Source organism: Streptomyces sp. NPDC054842, assembly GCF_053611025.1.
Genome location: NZ_JBSGZN010000085.1, coordinates 523 through 16,422 on the forward strand (window position 1 = coordinate 523; position 15,900 = coordinate 16,422).

Here is a 15,900-nt window from a genome sequence, read left to right on the forward strand (position 1 = left end):
CCGGCCTGACCGGCCTGACCGGCCTGACCGGCCTGACCGGCCTGACCGGCCTGACCGGCCTGACCGGCCTGACCGGCCTGACCGGCCTGACCGGCCTGACCGGCGGGCCTCGGTCATCGGACCGTGCGGGCCGCCTGCTGGACGATGCGGGTGACGGCCTCGGGGCGGGATACGGATACCGCGTGTGACGCGTCGATGGTCGTCGTGCGGGCATGGGCCCGGGCTGACATGAAGCGCTGGGCGGCCACCGGGATGTTGCGGTCCTCCGTGGTCACCAGCGACCAGGAGGGGATCGTCTTCCAGGCGGCCTGGGTGGACTTCTCCTCCAGAGCGGCGGCAGCGATCGGACGCTGCCCTGCGGCCATGAGCCCGGCCTTGTCTTTCGGCACGTCTGCGGCGAACTGGCTGCGGAACTTCTCCGGCTTGATGTACACGTCGGCGCCCTGATCGCCGTCGGGCAGGGCGTAGTTGACGGACTCGACGGCTTGGCCGAGGGTGCTGCCGGGGAACTTGTCCGTCAGTCCGATCGAGCTCTCGCCCTCGTCCGGCAGGAACGCCGCGATGTAGACCAGCGCCTTCACTTTGCCCTCGAGGCCCGCGGCGGCCTGGCTGATGACGGTGCCGCCGTAGGAGTGACCGACCAAGACCACGGGCCCGTCGATGTGGTCGAGGACGCTGCGCAGGTAAGCGGCATCGGTCGCCGGACCACGCAGCGGGTTGGCGGCGGACACCACCGGGTAGCCCGCACGCTGCAGCCTGGCGACGACACCGTCCCAGCTCGCGGCGTCGGCGAACGCTCCGTGTTCCAGCACGATCGTCGGACGTACGGGGTGGTGGGGCGTGGCGTCGGCCGCGGCGGGCAGGGTGACGGCGGCGACGGACAGACCGACGGCCGCGGTGACACCGAGCAGCGCGGATCTGCGGCCCGGACGGACGAGGCGGGTGTTGCGCATGGGTGAAATCCCTCTTGTTCGATGGATGGTGCCCGACGGACCGAAACGCGATGCGTCTGGGTACGTCGAGAAACAGGCCCGGGTCGCTTCGCCGGTACCTGGTTGACGTGCGTCCGTCTGCGCCGTGTGAGCGGCGCGGATCGGAGCGCTGGTGGGCGGCAGCCGGGAGAGCGGCTGCCGGGTTGCACCCGAGGGTGATCCTGAGGCTTCGGCCCCGCCCGTCCACCGGGCGAGGAGCGCAGTCGTCCTGTTCTACGAGGGGGCGACAGGACCGGCTCATCCGCCGGCGGACTGATCGTTCGCGGACTCGGACGGCGGTGCGACGTGGCGCGGGCAGCGGCTTCCCGGCGTGACCGAGCCCATGGCCGTCGCCGCGTCGCACCGTGGTGTGGGTGCGGAGGCTGCAACCCGGATGAGGGAGCAAGCTCCCCTCCAACCGGACGACGGCGCTCCGTTCTTGAGACGGTCGACGGCATGCTCGACGGTGTGCCGGAGCGCCGCGCGCGGAGCCCACGGCTTACACCTCAGCCGGTACGCTCCAGGACTTCGTAGACATGCTTCAGATAGCTGTGCGTGCGCTCCGAGCCGAGGATCCCGTCGCCCACCCGGTTCATCGTGTAGGAGAACGTGACGCGCCGGTCGAGGTCCATCATGACGATCGAACCGCCTCGACCGACCCAGAAGCAGATCCTCCCGGTGGGCATGTGCGGCATCGTCCTCGGATCGGCGAGTGCGTAGCCCATGCCCCAGCGGACGGGAACGCCCAGGAACAGGTCGACTCCGTCGGCCTGTACGTCGAACACCTTGTCCACCGTCTCCTCGGAGAGAAGCCGGCGGCCGTTGACCTGGCCGCGCCGCGAGATGACGGAGAGCGCTCGGGCCAGGCCACGTGCGTTGCCGTGTCCGTTGACGGCTCCGAGTTCGGCGGAGCGCCACTGCGGGGTGTCGACGTGCTCGTCACGCGCGGGGCTTCCGAGCAGCGTCCTGGTGAAGATCCCCTGGGGATCGAGACCCGTGGGTATACCGCCCAGCTGCGAGGGGGCCACCAGACCGGCGATACGCGGCCAGTCGGCCCGTCGCGCGCCGATCTGGACGTCAGCCTGCGTCGGTTCGGCGATCTCGGTGGCGACGAACTCCGTCAGGGAACGACCACTGGCCCGCCGGACCAGCTCTCCCACCAGTTGCCCTTGGGTCTGCACGTGGTAGCCCGAAGCGGTGCCCGGCTCCCACCAGGGTGCCTGAGCGGCCAGCCGGGCACTCGCGGCAGGCCGATCGTAGAGATCGTCCATGCAGAAGGGCTGCTCCCAGCCGGAGAGTCCCGAGGTGTGCGCCAGGACGTGACGCACCTCGATGTGCTCCTTTCCCCGGGCGGCGAACTCGGGCCAGTAGTGCGCGACAGGGCGGTACAGATCCAGCGCGCCCCGGTCGACGAGGATGAGAGCCGCGAGGTTGGTGAGTGTTTTCGTGGTCGACCACATACTCACCACCGTGTCGCGGTGCCACGGAACGGTCCGTGCTTCGTCCGCGTGGCCACCCCACAGATCGACTTCCATGACCCCGTCCACATCGACGGCGATCGACGCCCCCAACTCCTCGCCGGCTTCGAGGTGCGCCCCCAGCACCGCGCGTACCGGTTCGAATCGGTCTGTGCTCGTTCCCTCGACACCCATGCATTTCTCCACTTCGGACGACAACTCTGCGACTCCCGCCCCCTGATCAGGCCCGGTTCTCCGCCTGGAACATCCAGCTCTGCTTCTCGAGATCGGCCGTCAGTCCGACGAGGAGATCCTCGGTGACGACATCCACCGGGCCCATCGCCACGACGCGCTCACGCAGCCTTTCAGTCACGGCGGAGAGCGCGTACACCAAGGCCTCGACGGCGTCACTGTCCTTGGTCCAGCCCGGCGGAAAAGCGGGCACGCCACTGGTTCCCGCGACGGTCCCGGCCCGTCCGTCTGGACTGACGCCCAGGGCGGCCGCGCGCTCGGCCACCGTGTCGGCGTGATTCCGGGCGACGGTGGCCGCCTCGTCGAGCTGGACGTGAACCGAGCGGAAGCGCGGGCCGTACACATTCCAGTGGGCCTGCTTGGCCACCAGGGACAGGTCGAGAAGATCGGCCAGAGTCGCCTGCAGCGCCGCACCAGCGGTCTCGCGGTCGCGCTCGGGCAGAGGGTTGTTGACAACCGGCACAGGGGTGCGGTCCTTTCGTGACAGGTGCCGGCTCTCAGGCGGCGAGGAAGTCCAGCAGGGCGGCGTTGACCTCGGCCGCGTGGGTGAGCAGCAGCCCGTGCGGAGCGCCGTCGATCTCGACGTACCGCGCGTCGGGCAGGCGGCGGCGGAACTCGCGGGCCGTGGCGTCGATCGGCAGGATGCGGTCGGCGGTCCCGTGCAGGATCAGCGACGGCACGTCGATGCGCTCCACGTCGGCCCGGAAGTCCGTCAGCCACGCCGGGACGCACGCGTACGCCGCCACGGGCGCCGAGTCGACGGCGGTGGCCCAGTTCGCCCGCAGCGCGGCCTCGCTGAGCCGTGACCCGAGCGTCTCGTCGGTGTTGAAGAAGTCCACGAAGAAGCTCTCGTACCAGGCGTAGCGGTCGGCTTCCGCCTGCTCCGCGATGCCGTCGAAGACGCTCTGCGGCACACCGGCGGGGTTGTCCGGCGTCTGCAACAGGAACGGCTGGAGCGAACCGAGGAACGCCGCCTTCGCCACCCGCTCCGAGCCGTGGACGCCGAGGTAGCGGGCGACCTCGCCCGAGCCCATCGAGAACCCGACGAGAACCACGTCACGCAGGTCCAGATGCGTCAGTACGGTGTCCAGGTCGGCGGCGAAGGTGTCGTAGTCGTAGCCCGTCATGGTCTTGCTCGACCGGCCGAAGCCACGGCGGTCGTAGGTGATGACGCGGTAGCCGGCCTTGACCAGCGCATCGGTCTGCTTCTCCCACGACTGCCCGTCCAGCGGGTAACCGTGGATCAGGACGACCGGCTGCCCCGACCCGTGGTCCTCGTAGTAGAGATCGATGCCGGTCGAACCCTCAGTGCCGACGGTGATGGTTCCCATGGTGTGCCTTCCCGCCCGTCCGCCGTGTGCGGACCGGGCATGGCACAAACCTAGGAAGCAAGCAGGTCGGACCGCGTCCGTCGGACTACGGCTTCGACGTACGTCATGGTGCTGCGTCTTCCGCGTACGTCATGACGCTGCGCTTTCGGGGTACGTCGTCGTGCCGCCCAGCACCGAGGCGAGTTCGCCGCGGGACGTGACCCCCAGTTTGGGGAACATCCGCTGGAGATGGGTGCTCACCGTCCGGGGCGAGACGTACAACCGCTCGCCGATCTCCCGGTTCGTCAGACCCTGTGCGGCGAGCTGGGCGACATGCAGCTCGGTCGAGGTCAGCCGGTCGACCGCGGCCGGATCCTGGCGGGGGGACGACGCGCCCGCGGCGCGCAGCTCCTGCCGTGCCCGCTCCGCCCATGCCGACGCGCCGAGCGCGTCGAAGATCTCGCGTGCGGCCTGCAGGGCGACGCGGGACTCCGCGGGCCGTCGGCGACGACGCAGCCACTCGCCCAGGGCGAGGCGCGCCCGCGCCCCCTCGAACGGCCAGTCCGTGGGGACGGCGTCCACGGCCGCCCTGTACAGCGGCTCGGCGGCGTCCTGCGGGCTCAGCAGAGCCCGGCCCAGTCGCAAACCGCAGAGCAGGGCGGGCGAAGACGTCGATTCCCCGAGCGGGGTCAGCTCCCGCACGATGTCGCGTGCCACCCCCGCGGATTCGCTGCGCACCGCCGCCTCGACCAGCTCCGCGACCGCGTAGAAGCGCAGCCAGGAGTGGAAGGCGGGGTCGGCCGGGTCGAAGACGCGGTGCAGGTGGCCGAACGCGTCGCCGTAGCGGCCCTGGCAGAGTGCCGCCTGCCCGCGGGCCATCTGCATGATGGCCAGCACCGGGCGCCCTCCGCTGGGAAGGGCCTCGCGTTCGGCTTCCGCCGCCCATGCCTCTGCCGCCGGGTCGCCGCTGACAGCGGCCAGTTGCGCGCGGATGGCATTCACCATCGCGTGCACAAGAGGCTGACCGGTCTCGCGGGCAAGCGACGCGGCCTCCTCCGCGGCGAGGGAACCAGCGCGCACGTCACCGAGCCGTGCGGCGCTCCCCGCCTGGACGCACAGGGCGCGGGCCAGCATCGACAGCCTGCCCTGAGCTCGCAGGGCGTCCAGCGACCTCGCCGTCAACCGGCTCGCCAGGGCGGGAGCGCCCACCGTCACGGCGGCGGCCCCCAGGAGCTGGTCCCCCTCCGCGTTCTCCGACGAGCGCTCCAACTGACCCGCCAGGCCCTCCATGACCCCTTCCCCCCGCTCGACCGGCGCCGAGTACGCCCGCAGAGCGACCAGGTCGGCGTCGTCGGCGGGCACGGGCATCCGGTCGGCAGCGGCGGCGACCCGCTCGCGGGCGGCCGGGCCGGGCTCTCCCCAGAAGCACTGCAGGACCGCGCTCCACAGCATGCGCAGCCCCAGCGTCGACTCGCCGCCGGCGGCGATCTCGACCGCCAGCTCGGCCAGCTCGGCGGTCGCGGCGCCCTCGCCCCGCGTCCCCTCGGCCAGTGCGATGCTCACCCAGGCCGCGCGGCCCTGGTCCCGGACCGAAAGGTCCAGTGAGCGCGCCTGGGTCAGCAGATGCGTCGCGACATCCCCCTGGCCCGACTCCAGCGCGAGTTCCGCCGCCCGGAGCAGCCGGTCCGCCCGCGCGGAGGGGTCCTTCGTCAGCTCCGCCGCCCGTCTCAGCGCGGCAAGAGCTGCGGCGACACCGCCTCGCCGCAGGGCTCTGCCGGCAGTGGAGTCCAGATCCCCCGCCACTCGTTCGTCGAGACCGGCGGTGGCGGCGGCACGGTGCCATGCCTGCCGATCGGGCTGCCCCTGCAGCGCCGCGGTCAGCGCGGCGTGCGCGGCCTGGCGCTCCGCGGCGGTGGCGGCGTGGTGCATCGCCGAGCGGATGAGGGGGTGCCTGAAGACCTGCCCCTGAGCCTCCACCAGGCCCGCGTCGATCGCTGCCTGGAGAGCACCGACGTCGACCGCCGTCCCGAGCATTCGGGTCGCCGCGGCGAGGCATTCGTCCATCGTCCCGTCACCGTTGAGGGCCGAGAGGAGCAGGACCGCACGGGTGTCGGCCGGCAGGCGGGAGACCCGTGCCGTGAACGTCCGCTCCAGCCGCGCGGTCAGCGGCAGCGGACCCGGGTTGAGCGCGTACGCCCCACCGACCGACTGCAGCGCGACCGGCAGCTCGGTCAGCGCCAGCGGGTTCCCGGCGGCCTCCTCCAGCAGCCGCCGTCTGACCTGCTGCCCCAGTCCGGGGGCCACCGTGTCCAGCACCTCACCCGACACCTCGTCCGTCAGCGGGCCCAGGTGCAGCACAGGCAGGCCGGCACTGCTGAGGCGGTCGTCGAGGCGCCGGGTGACGGCGACCAGAACGAGGGGGTCGGACTCGATCCGCCGCGCCACGAACCCGAGCACGTCGAGGCTGGCACGGTCCATCCAGTGGGCGTCCTCGACGACCACCAGCAGTGGCGCCTTCGCCGCCGCGTCCGTCAGCAGGGTCAGCGCGGCCAGCCCGACGAGGTACAGGTCGGGTACGGCCTCGTCGACGAGCCCGACGGCCGCGAGCAGCGCGCTGCGCTGACGTCCCGGCAAGTCGTCGATCCCGTCGCGCAGTTGGTGAACCAACTGGTGCAGGCCGGCACAGGGCAGGTCTTCCTCCGACTGGACCCCCACAGCGGTGATCACACGGGTCCCGCCGCGTGCTGCCGCGTCCGCGGCCTCCGCGACGAGCGCCGACTTGCCGATCCCCGGCGCGCCGGTGATCACCGTCGCGCCGCCCGAACCGGCGGCCCCCTGCTCGACCAGGACAGCCAGCGCGCGACGCTCCGCATCGCGACCCAGCAGCGTCCGCCGATGCATGCCGCACCCCCGTTTCTCTGTACCTCCCCAGCACCCAGCGGCTCCGCGTCCTCGCGGAACCAGGCGACCCGGCGGCATCTCCACTGGCGGGCGATCTGGAAGCCTGACCTGGATGCCCCTCATGCAATGGTATGCATGCTGCCGAGCGGAAACGACCGCTGTCCGCATCCGCGAGACCGAGCCGCCGCCGGGATCACGGCGGGACGGGCTCAGAAGCTCTCGCGGTACTGCCGCAGCAGCGTCTTGGTCCGCTCGGCGGAGGCCGCCCGCGCCGACATGTGGTCGAGCACCTCCAGGTGCAGGGCCACCTCCTGGCGCGAGTCGAGATACAGGGCGCCGGTCAGGTACTCGCTGTAGACCATGTCGGGCAACTCCGGTTCCGCGAAACGGAACAGGGTGAAGGACGTGTATGTCCCCGGGTGCGGGCCGTCCGCGTACTCGGCGATCTGGAGCGTGACGTCGTCGTTCTCGGTCGCCTCCAGCAGCCGGTCGATCTGGTCGCGCATGACCTGTCCGCGCGTGCTCACCGGGCGCCGCAGCACGGTCTCGTCCATGATCACCCAGAAGCGGGGCGGCTGTTCGCGGGTGAGCAGCTTCTGCCGGGTCATGCGCAGCGTGACATGCCGCTCGATCCCCGCGGGGTCCGTCTGCCCGACGGTCCCCGCCTCCATCACGGCGCGCGCGTACTCCTCGGTCTGGAGCAGCCCCGGCACGAAGTGCGGCTCGTACGACCGGATCATCCGGGCGGCGCCCTCCAGGCTGATGTGCATGCTGAACCAGTCCGGCAGCACGTCGTGGAACCGCTGCCACCAGCCCGCCTGGTTCGCCTCCTCGGTCAGCGCGACGAAGGCCGCCACCTCGTCGTCGGGCACCCCGTACGTCCCCAACAGCACCTGCACATAGGGAATCTTGAGCGCGACCTCCGCCGTCTCCATGCGCCGTACGGTCGCCGGGGCCACGCGCAGCACGCGCGCCGCCTCCTCGCGCCGCAGCCCGGCGGCCTCCCGCAACTCCTGGAGCCGCCGGCCCAGGATCACCTGCCCGACGGTGGGCGCCGCCCGCCGCTCACTCAACGCCACGCCTCCCCACGCGCCGAAGTACCCGGGCAGTGTGTCATGTTCCCCCGGAACACTCACGGGGCGAGACGTATCGCATCCGTCACGCGCACAACCCCGACGGACCGTCAGATGTGCGTCCCTTGAAGGTACTTGGCGGTGGCCGGGTCGGCCGGGAGGAACGTCTCGATGGCCAGCTCGGCGACGGTCACGTCCATCGGGGTGTTGAACGTCGAGATGGACGAGACGAACGACAGCACCCGCCCCTCGTGCTCGATCCGCAGCGGCAGCGCGAAGTGGGCGACGGGCTCGGCGGCCTCGTCACCGGCTTCGGGCTCCGGCACCGGGTGGGCCGCCACCTCCTCGTACAGGGCGCGCAGCGCTTCCGAGCGGTGCAGGGCGATCTGGCGCTCCATCTGCGCGAGCAGGTGGCCCCGCCACTCGCGCAGGTTCCGGATGCGGGGAGCCAGCCCCTGCGGATGGAGGGTGAGCCGCATCGCGTTCAGCGGGGGTTCGAGGAGGAACTCGGGGACGCCGTCGAGCAGCATGGTGATGCCGCGGTTGGAGGCGAGGACGGTGTAGGTGGCGTCGACCACGAGCGCCGGATACGGCTCGTAACCCTGGATGAGGCGCTCCATGCCCTGGCGCAGCGCGTCCATCGCCGGGTCGCCGAGCGGGGTCTCCGGGTAGTGCGGCGCGTAACCGGCCGCCAGCAGCAGGGCGTTGCGCTCGCGGACGGGCACGTCCAGGTGCTCGGCGAGACGCAGGACCATCTCCTCGCTGGGCCGCGAGCGGCCCGTCTCGACGAAGCTGATGTGGCGGGCGGAGGAGCCCGCCCGGAGCGCCAGCTCCAGCTGGCTCACCCGCCGCTGCTCCCGCCAGCCGCGCAGCAGGGGGCCGACGCCCTTGCCGGGGGGAGCGGTCGGAAGCGTGGCGGCACCGGGGGCGACTCGGGTCATGGGAGGACCGTAACCGAGCGCCGGGCGTGTCCGGGCGCCCGTGGCCGGGTCCGGCCCGGTTCCCTGTGGCAGGCTGGGCCGCAGCCCGTGCGCACTCCGTCGTGAGGAAGGACCCAGGTCATGGCCGTCCAGCCGCTGTCGCAGGAGGAGATCGAGGCCCGTCTGGCGGAGCTGCCCGGCTGGTCCCTCGAGGGGGACCGGATCGCCCGCTCCTACCAGCTCGGTTCACACTTCGCGGCGACCGCGATGGTCGTGCACATCGCCCAGGTGCAGGAGGAGCTGGACCACCACTCCGACCTCACCCTCGGCTACAACACCGTCTCCCTCACCGTGAACACGCACAGCGTCGGCGGCGCGGTCACCGCGCTCGACGTGGAACTCGCCCTCAGGGTGGAGGCGCTGGCCGCCGCGCACGGTGCACGCTGAGGGTGTGCTCGACTACGACAAGGAAGCCGGCGCCTACGACGCGACCCGGGGAGGCGAGCCCCGGGCGGAGGCCGCCGCCGACGCGGTGCTGGGGCTGGTGCCCGGGAGCGCCCGCAGCCTGCTCGACGTCGCCTGCGGCACCGGGATCGTGACGCGTCGCCTCGCGGCGGGGCGGCCGGGGCTGCGGGTGGCGGGCGTGGACGCGGCGCCCGCCATGGCCCGGCTGGCGGCCGAGCGGGTCCCCGGTGCCGTGGTCCTCGCCGACAGCCGCCGACTCCCCTTCCAGGACGCCTCGTTCGACGCCGTCACCTCGGTATGGCTGCTGCACCTGCTGGACGGCGCCGAGGACGTGCGGGCGGTCGTCGCCGCGTGCGCGAGGGTGCTGCGGCCGGGCGGCGTCTACGTCACCACCGTCGACAAGGACGCCGCTCACGACGTGGGCAGCGACATCGACGCCGTACTGGCCGGGCGGGCGCGCGGCGCCGCCCGGGACCGGGCCGGGCGCGTCGCGGCGTACGCGGCGGAGCACCGTCTGGTGCCCGCCGGGCAGGCGCGCTTCCGGGGACACGGCCAGGGGCGCAGCCCCCGCCGCGCGGTGGCGGGCGTGCGGCAGGGCTGGTTCGACCTGGCCCCCGGCGACCCGCTGACCGAGCGCCTCGTCGAGCGGCTCGAAGCGCTGCCCGGCCAGCAAGTGCCGCGCGGTGAACCGACGTTCACTCTGCGGGCGTTCCGCAAGGTGTGAACGGGGCGGTCCCGGCCTGCCGGTGAGGAGCGGCTCCGCCCCGCCGTGCCGGACCCGGGCGGGCAGCCTCAGCGGTCGCCCGTGGTGCCCTCGGGAAGCGAGTCCCCGAGGTAGGCGCCGAGGTCGGGGGAGCCGGGCGCCAGCACGTGCCGCACCCAGGCGTCGCGCTCGTGCAGAACGGGCGGCAGCTCCCACACGCAGCCGATCCACGGGCGTTCCAGGGTGACGAAGTGCGCCGGGTCGCGGTCCGGGCAGCCCAGCACCGGCTGGCCCGCCGCCGCGCCGCGGAAGTGCAGGACGTTGTCCCACACCCAGCTGTACGCGTTGAGGTACGCGCCGTCGTCACCGCCCCGGTGCAGCACGACGAACGTCGCGTGCGGGGTGCCGTCCGCCTCCGGGAGGAGCCGCGGCAGCATCGCGTACGCCGCGCGCTGCACGTCCGGCGCGATGCCCGCCGGGTCGGCGGTGACGTGGTAGCGCTTGATCCACCGCCCGGCCACCTCGATGGGCGGCGGCACGGTCAGCAGCTTCTCGGAGAAGTTCGCGCCGGCCGGTGGGACCGGTGAGGCGGGCGTGCGCGCGGGAACGGTCACGCCGGTGGCGGTGGGCTGGTGCGTGGAGGTCATGGGGCGAAGCTAGGACGCCTTCCCTGACACCCTCTGTCAGTGGAGCCCGCACGGATCTGGGATTCTGCACGGGTGAAGTCAGCGCGCCTCGTGTCGATCCTGCTCCTGCTCCAGACCCGGGGGCGGATGACCGCGGCCGAACTCGCCGAGCGGCTGGAGGTCTCGGTGCGCACGGTCTACCGGGACGTGGAGGCTCTGCACGCCGCCGGTGCCCCGCTCTACGGGGACGCCGGCCACGCGGGCGGCTACCGGCTCCTCGACGGCTACCGCACCCGCCTCACGGGCCTGAACGCCGACGAGGCCGAGGCCCTCTTCCTGGCGGGCGTTCCGGGCCCCGCCGGCGAGCTGGGCCTCGGCCCGGTCCTGGCCGCCGCCCAGCTCAAGGTGCGGGCCGCCCTGCCACCGCCGTTGCGCGAGCACGCCGACCGGGTCGCCGGCCGCTTCCACCTGGACGCGCCCGGCTGGTACGCGGACGGCGACCCGACCCCGTACCTGCCGGCTGTCGCCGACGCCGTGTGGAACAGCCGGGTCCTGCACGTCCGCTACCGCCGCTGGCGCGCGCCCACCGACGTCGAGCGGCGCCTGGAACCGTACGGCCTGGTCCTGAAGGCGGGCCGCTGGTACGTCGTGGCCGGGCCCGGACCGCGAACGTTCCGCGTCGACCAGATCCTCGAACTGGCGCCGTCCGACGAGGAGTTCACCCGCCGGGAGGACTTCGATCTGGCCGCCTACTGGACCGCGTACCAGCGGGACTTCCACCGTGGGCTGCACCGTGCCGAGGCGGTGGTCCGCCTGGCACCGGGCGCCGTCACCCGGCTGCCAGGCCCGGCGGCCCGCGCCGTCGAGACGAACGGCCGCCCGGAGCCCGACGGCTGGCTGCGCGCCGTCGTCCCCGTCGAGTCCGTCGAGCGGGCCCACGACGAGTTCCTCGGCCTCGGCACGGACATCGAGGTACTGGAGCCGACCGAACTGCGCGACCGGATCGCCCACACGGTCCGCGCCCTGGCCGAGCGGTACGCCAACTCCGGTGCTCCGAGAGGCACCTGAGAGGAACAGGGCTCTTGCGGCCAGCCTCGGCTGACCTTGCAGGCGCGCTCTCCGTGGCGTCGCCCGCAGTCTCGAAACGCCTGGCGCTTTCAGCACAACCATGTCCGGTCTTCACGGGTCCTCCATTTGTCGTTCAACTTCTCAGGGGGGAATGTGCACATCCGATTCCGAGCCGCAGTCGTCCTGGCTGCGATGCTCCTCCCGCTCGTCTCCGCTTGCGGCGACCGTGACCAGGGCACGGCCGAACGAGCCGACAGCCGGACGAAGGCCGACAGCAATGGTGGAGGCACGAACACCGACGACGAGAAGGATGCGGCGGACGAGCCGACCGAAGACGACAAGCCCGACACGGAACTCGCCGTCGGCGACACGTTCCGCTACACCGACGGAGTGAAGGTCACTGTCGACCGCATCGCCAAGGTCACCGCTTTCGGCGAATTCGATGACCGGCCGGACGCCGACGAGACCGCGTTCCGCGTCACGTGGACCGTCGAGAACGGCACGAGCAAGCCCGTCGACCTCGACTCTTGGAGCTTCAACCCTCAAGGTGCCACCACCGGCGGGGAGACCACGTTCATCTACGTCGAGAAGGGGTCCAAGCAGATGGCCGGGCGCCTCGCTCCGAGCCGCTCCGGCACCTACACCGGCGAGTACTCGCTGCCCAAGGCCGACGGGAAGGAAGTCGTCGTCGAGGTGGCCCGCATGGACGACGCGTGGATGAAGAGCGACGACGCTTTCGGTGACGAGCCGAACTGGACCGGCACCATCAAGTAGCGCGCGCGTTCGCCCCGCGGCCTCTCCGGCGCCGGCGGTTCCCATACCGCCGGCGCCGTGGAGACCAGGGAGCCGTTCGCGCGTACCGTCACGCGAACACGTAGTCCTCGGCGAGGCAGATCCGGGACGCGTTGTATGTGGTCAGCGACCCCTGGTAGAGAGTCGACCGCCGCCGCATCGCCGCACCCCACAGCAGGCCCACCGCCGCGACGACCAGCCCGAGCAGCGCGTCGCCCGAGACCGCCAGCGCGATCCCCGCGACGACCGCGACGAAGGCCACCAGGGGCTGCCCGTCCGGCGCGTCCGGCGGCGCGTACCGCGACCGGTTCGGCGACTCCGCCGGAAGATCCTCCTAATACCCGCGCAGCCGCCGCACGTTCGGCGACTGGCACTTCGGACACACCACCGCGACCTCCAGAGTCTCGCACCGGGTTGGCGGCAGCGTGACCAGCGGTTCAGCGGGCAGCAAGGCCTACCGACAGGTCTGTGAGGAGGGCCACAAACCAGGTGTGGCAAGAGCCCCGCCCGTCACGGGCGAGGCTCCCGAGTAGCCGTGTGACTACGTGCCGGAAGGCTTTGGGAGGAGGTCGGTCCAGCCCCTCCGCGAGCGCCGTACCGGCCCGACAGCCGCCGCCCACGTGTCGGTGGTCTCCCCGGATCAGCCCGCCGCACACACCTCCTCGCCCATCCTGAACGCGGCCGGTCTGGGATTGGTGGTGGACCAGGTGGCCGTGAAGCCGAAGTTCACCGCGGACCCCGGTGCCACGCGGGTGTTCCAGGAGACGTTCCTCGCCGTGACCGCCGGGCCGGACTGCGCCGGGTCGGCGTTCCACATCTGGGTGATCCGTCGGCCGTCCGGGAAGCTCCAGCCGAGCGACCAGCCCGTCCAGGGCGCGGCACCCGTGTTGACCAGCGTCACGTCGGCCTGGAAGCCGCCCGCCCACTGGTTCGTGACCCGGTACGTCACCGCGCAGGTGCCCGTGGGCTCCGGACCGGTGCCGTCGCCGTCCCCGGTGCCGGCGATGTCCCCGTAGACGATGCCGCGCCCGTTGGTCGACACGTACACCCGTCCGTACACTCGCGGATCGCCGGTGACGGCGGCGCCGGTCCAGCCCCACTGGTGGGCGTCGTCGTTGACGCGGGTCCAGCTCGCGCCCCTGTCCGTGGAGCGGAAGACGCCGCGTACGCCGCCGATCTTCGCGCTCGTGTACAGCGTCTGGTACGAGGCGTCGGGTGCCGCCTTCCCGAAGCCGATCGTGTCGGCCTGGTCGACCCCGGCCAGCTTGGTGAACGTGGAGCCGCCGTCGGTCGAGTGCCACAGCCCGTACGCGCCGTCGCTCGCGCCGCCCGCCAGCCAGACGTCCCCCTTCGTGCCGGGCAGGGCCTTGAAGCGGACGCTGTCACCGGCGGGCAGACCGGTCGCCGACGAGGCGGTGAACGTGGCTCCCCCGTCCGAACTGACGTGGAATTTGCCCGACTTGAAGCCGTAGAACGTCTTCGGGTCCACCCGGTCCGACTCGACGACCGCTCCCTCCGGGATGCCGCTCGACGCCGACCACGATGTGCCGGGCCCGGTCGCGTACCGCACCCCGGTGCCCTCGGGGCTCCACACGAAGCGGCTGCCGTCGGCGGCCGCGGCGACCGTGCCGCCGCCGGTCACCCCCGAAGGGTCGCCGCCCGCACCCCAGTTGGCGCCGTTGTCCGTGGAGAACGCCACGTGCGGGCCGGAGTCCAGGTCGCCGACGCGCACCACCGTCCCCGGGTCCTTCTCCGCGTAGTCCAGGCTCGTGGTCGTGGTGAAGTTCGGCGAGGTGTACATCTTCGGCGGCACCTTGGTGAGGTCCGTGTGCCGGAAGCCCCCGATGTCACCGAGCGCGCTGAACAGCCGGGCGTCCCCGGACGGGGGAGCGGCGAGGTCGTTGACCGCGGTCTCCTCCAGCCCCTGGACCATCGGCCTGATGGTGAACTTCGCCCCGCGGTCCCAGCCGGTCAGGTCCTCGGTGCCGTGGACGGTGGCACCCGTCCCGTACATCATCCGGTCGGAGTCGAAGGGGTCGATCTCCAGCGACTCGGTCATCCACCCCAGTTTCGGGGCCTGTTCGGGCGGTGCGGGACTGGCGTCCCAGGAGAGCCAGGGCGCGGACGAGACGTCCATCGTGTAGCGGTTCGAGCGCTCCGGGTAGGCGGTGTAGTCCCACGCCTTCGTCCAGGTGCCGCCGCGGTCCGTGGAGCGGAAGATCTGCGTGTCCGGCCACCAGGAGCTGTACGCGGTGGCCATCACCGTGCCGGGGTGCTGCCGGTCGACGGTCAGCCCGCTGAAGCCGTAGTACGTGTCGGCCTCCGCCGCCGGGCTGATGTCCGTCCAGGTCCCCGTGCCGGTGGCGTAGCGCCACAGCCGCCCCTTTCCGCCGTCGTACGGGCCGCCCTTGTCGCTGTAAGCGAGGTACAGGTAGCCGTTCCCGGCGTCGAGGACGCCCTTGTGGGCGAGGTATCCGGTGGGCTGCCCCGGCAGGCGGGACCAGGTGGCGCCGCCGTCCGTCGAGCGGTAGACCGCGTTGTCCTTGTCGGCGACCCCGACGTACAGGGTCCGCGTGGCGTGTCCGGGCGATCCCGTGGACTCGTCGAAGGTGACCCACACGATGCCCTGGTTGTCACTGGCGTAGCCGCTCGTGTCGGCCGGGTCCTGGACGTAGGTGCCGGCGTTCGGGAACTCCGCCACCCGTGACCAGCTCGCGCCCGAGTCCGTCGACCGCCACAGGCCCTTGCCGCTGGGCGCCCCCAGGTAGAGCACGCTGTTGAGGTGGGGGTCGACGGCGAGGCGCTCGCCCATCCCGCGGCCGGGCATGTTGCCGCCGAGCTTGAAGGGCAGGTCGGCCTTCCGCCAGCTCGCCCCGCGGTCGGCGGAGCGCAGCACGGCGCCGTTCCCCGGGTCCCAGCCGTTGGTGTACGTGCCGACGGCCGCGTACACCCGGTCGGGGTCGACGGGGTCGGAGGCGAGGCTGACGACTCCGGTGTGCCCCCAGTCGTCCCAGCCGACCGAGTCGAGCAGCGGCGTCCAGGTCTTCGACGACTGCGCCCAGCGGTAGGCGCCGCCGATGTCGGTGCGGGCGTAGGCGAGGTTCTTCTCGGAGCGGTTGAAGACGATGCCGGGGACGAAGCCGCCGCCGTCGACACGGGCGTTCTTCCAGGTGTAGGTGTCGGCGGCCGTCCGCGCCGGGGCCTCGGCCGCCGCGGCCGGCGGGGAGCCAGCCAACAGCCCTGCGGCCAGGGCCAGTACGGCCGTGAGGATGCGGGTTCTTCGCACGGTGGGGTCCTCTCCGGAGGGACGAGGGGCGTGAAAGGACGCGAAGGCCGGGCGGTCCCTCGGTGCGGCGAGGGAC

14 protein-coding genes are annotated in these 15,900 nt (G+C 72.2%); 4 read left to right on the top strand and 10 right to left on the bottom strand.

What is annotated here, in order from left to right:
• Positions 1–113 precede the first annotated feature (113 nt).
• The 7 genes from ACWGIS_RS35575 to ACWGIS_RS35605 form a co-directional block, all read right to left on the bottom strand.
• Entirely contained in the window at positions 114–953 is an 840-nt protein-coding gene (locus tag ACWGIS_RS35575) for an alpha/beta fold hydrolase (RefSeq protein WP_453366651.1), read from the bottom strand.
• A gap of 524 nt (positions 954–1,477) precedes the next feature.
• On the bottom strand, positions 1,478–2,623 hold the full coding sequence (locus ACWGIS_RS35580) for a serine hydrolase domain-containing protein (protein WP_453366652.1): 1,146 nt from the start codon (positions 2,621–2,623) through the stop codon (positions 1,478–1,480).
• Positions 2,624–2,669: 46 nt separating this feature from the next.
• The gene (locus ACWGIS_RS35585; RefSeq protein WP_453366653.1) at positions 2,670–3,143 is read right to left on the bottom strand and encodes a Dps family protein; all 474 of its coding nucleotides are present in this window, start codon (positions 3,141–3,143) and stop codon (positions 2,670–2,672) included.
• A gap of 34 nt (positions 3,144–3,177) precedes the next feature.
• Positions 3,178–4,011 carry an alpha/beta fold hydrolase gene (locus ACWGIS_RS35590; RefSeq protein WP_453366654.1) on the bottom strand — a complete coding sequence of 278 codons (834 nt, stop codon included), beginning with the start codon at positions 4,009–4,011 and terminating at the stop codon, positions 3,178–3,180.
• Between the two features lie 129 nt (positions 4,012–4,140).
• Positions 4,141–6,891: an AAA family ATPase gene (locus ACWGIS_RS35595; RefSeq protein ID WP_453366655.1), complete on the bottom strand. Its 2,751-nt coding sequence runs from the start codon at positions 6,889–6,891 to the stop codon at positions 4,141–4,143.
• Between the two features lie 209 nt (positions 6,892–7,100).
• The gene (locus tag ACWGIS_RS35600; RefSeq protein ID WP_453366656.1) at positions 7,101–7,964 is read right to left on the bottom strand and encodes a helix-turn-helix domain-containing protein; all 864 of its coding nucleotides are present in this window, start codon (positions 7,962–7,964) and stop codon (positions 7,101–7,103) included.
• A 110-nt stretch (positions 7,965–8,074) separates the two neighbouring features.
• A complete protein-coding gene (locus ACWGIS_RS35605) occupies positions 8,075–8,905 on the bottom strand; it encodes a helix-turn-helix domain-containing protein (RefSeq protein ID WP_453366657.1) in 831 nt (276 codons plus the stop codon).
• A gap of 120 nt (positions 8,906–9,025) precedes the next feature.
• Here ACWGIS_RS35605 and ACWGIS_RS35610 point away from each other — a divergent pair, with 120 nt between their 5' ends.
• Both ACWGIS_RS35610 and ACWGIS_RS35615 read left to right on the top strand, forming a co-directional pair.
• On the top strand, positions 9,026–9,331 hold the full coding sequence (locus ACWGIS_RS35610) for a 4a-hydroxytetrahydrobiopterin dehydratase (protein ID WP_453366658.1): 306 nt from the start codon (positions 9,026–9,028) through the stop codon (positions 9,329–9,331).
• A 4-nt stretch (positions 9,332–9,335) separates the two neighbouring features.
• Positions 9,336–10,073: a class I SAM-dependent methyltransferase gene (locus ACWGIS_RS35615; protein ID WP_453366659.1), complete on the top strand. Its 738-nt coding sequence runs from the start codon at positions 9,336–9,338 to the stop codon at positions 10,071–10,073.
• Positions 10,074–10,141: 68 nt separating this feature from the next.
• Here ACWGIS_RS35615 and ACWGIS_RS35620 read toward each other — a convergent pair whose 3' ends face one another.
• Positions 10,142–10,591, bottom strand: a complete 450-nt coding sequence (locus tag ACWGIS_RS35620; protein ID WP_453366664.1) for a hypothetical protein — start codon at positions 10,589–10,591, stop codon at positions 10,142–10,144.
• A 180-nt stretch (positions 10,592–10,771) separates the two neighbouring features.
• Here ACWGIS_RS35620 and ACWGIS_RS35625 point away from each other — a divergent pair, with 180 nt between their 5' ends.
• Together ACWGIS_RS35625 and ACWGIS_RS35630 are read left to right on the top strand one after the other, a co-directional pair.
• The gene (locus ACWGIS_RS35625) at positions 10,772–11,746 is read left to right on the top strand and encodes a helix-turn-helix transcriptional regulator (protein WP_453366660.1); all 975 of its coding nucleotides are present in this window, start codon (positions 10,772–10,774) and stop codon (positions 11,744–11,746) included.
• 192 nt (positions 11,747–11,938) lie between these two features.
• Positions 11,939–12,520 (top strand): hypothetical protein, encoded by a 582-nt coding sequence (locus ACWGIS_RS35630; RefSeq protein WP_453366661.1) that lies wholly within the window; start codon positions 11,939–11,941, stop codon positions 12,518–12,520.
• A gap of 88 nt (positions 12,521–12,608) precedes the next feature.
• Here ACWGIS_RS35630 and ACWGIS_RS35635 read toward each other — a convergent pair whose 3' ends face one another.
• Positions 12,609–12,800, bottom strand: coding sequence for a hypothetical protein (locus tag ACWGIS_RS35635; protein WP_453366662.1), 192 nt, complete (start codon positions 12,798–12,800; stop codon positions 12,609–12,611).
• A 378-nt stretch (positions 12,801–13,178) separates the two neighbouring features.
• Entirely contained in the window at positions 13,179–15,824 is a 2,646-nt protein-coding gene (locus ACWGIS_RS35640) for a cellulose binding domain-containing protein (RefSeq protein WP_453366663.1), read from the bottom strand.
• Positions 15,825–15,900: the final 76 nt, after the last annotated feature.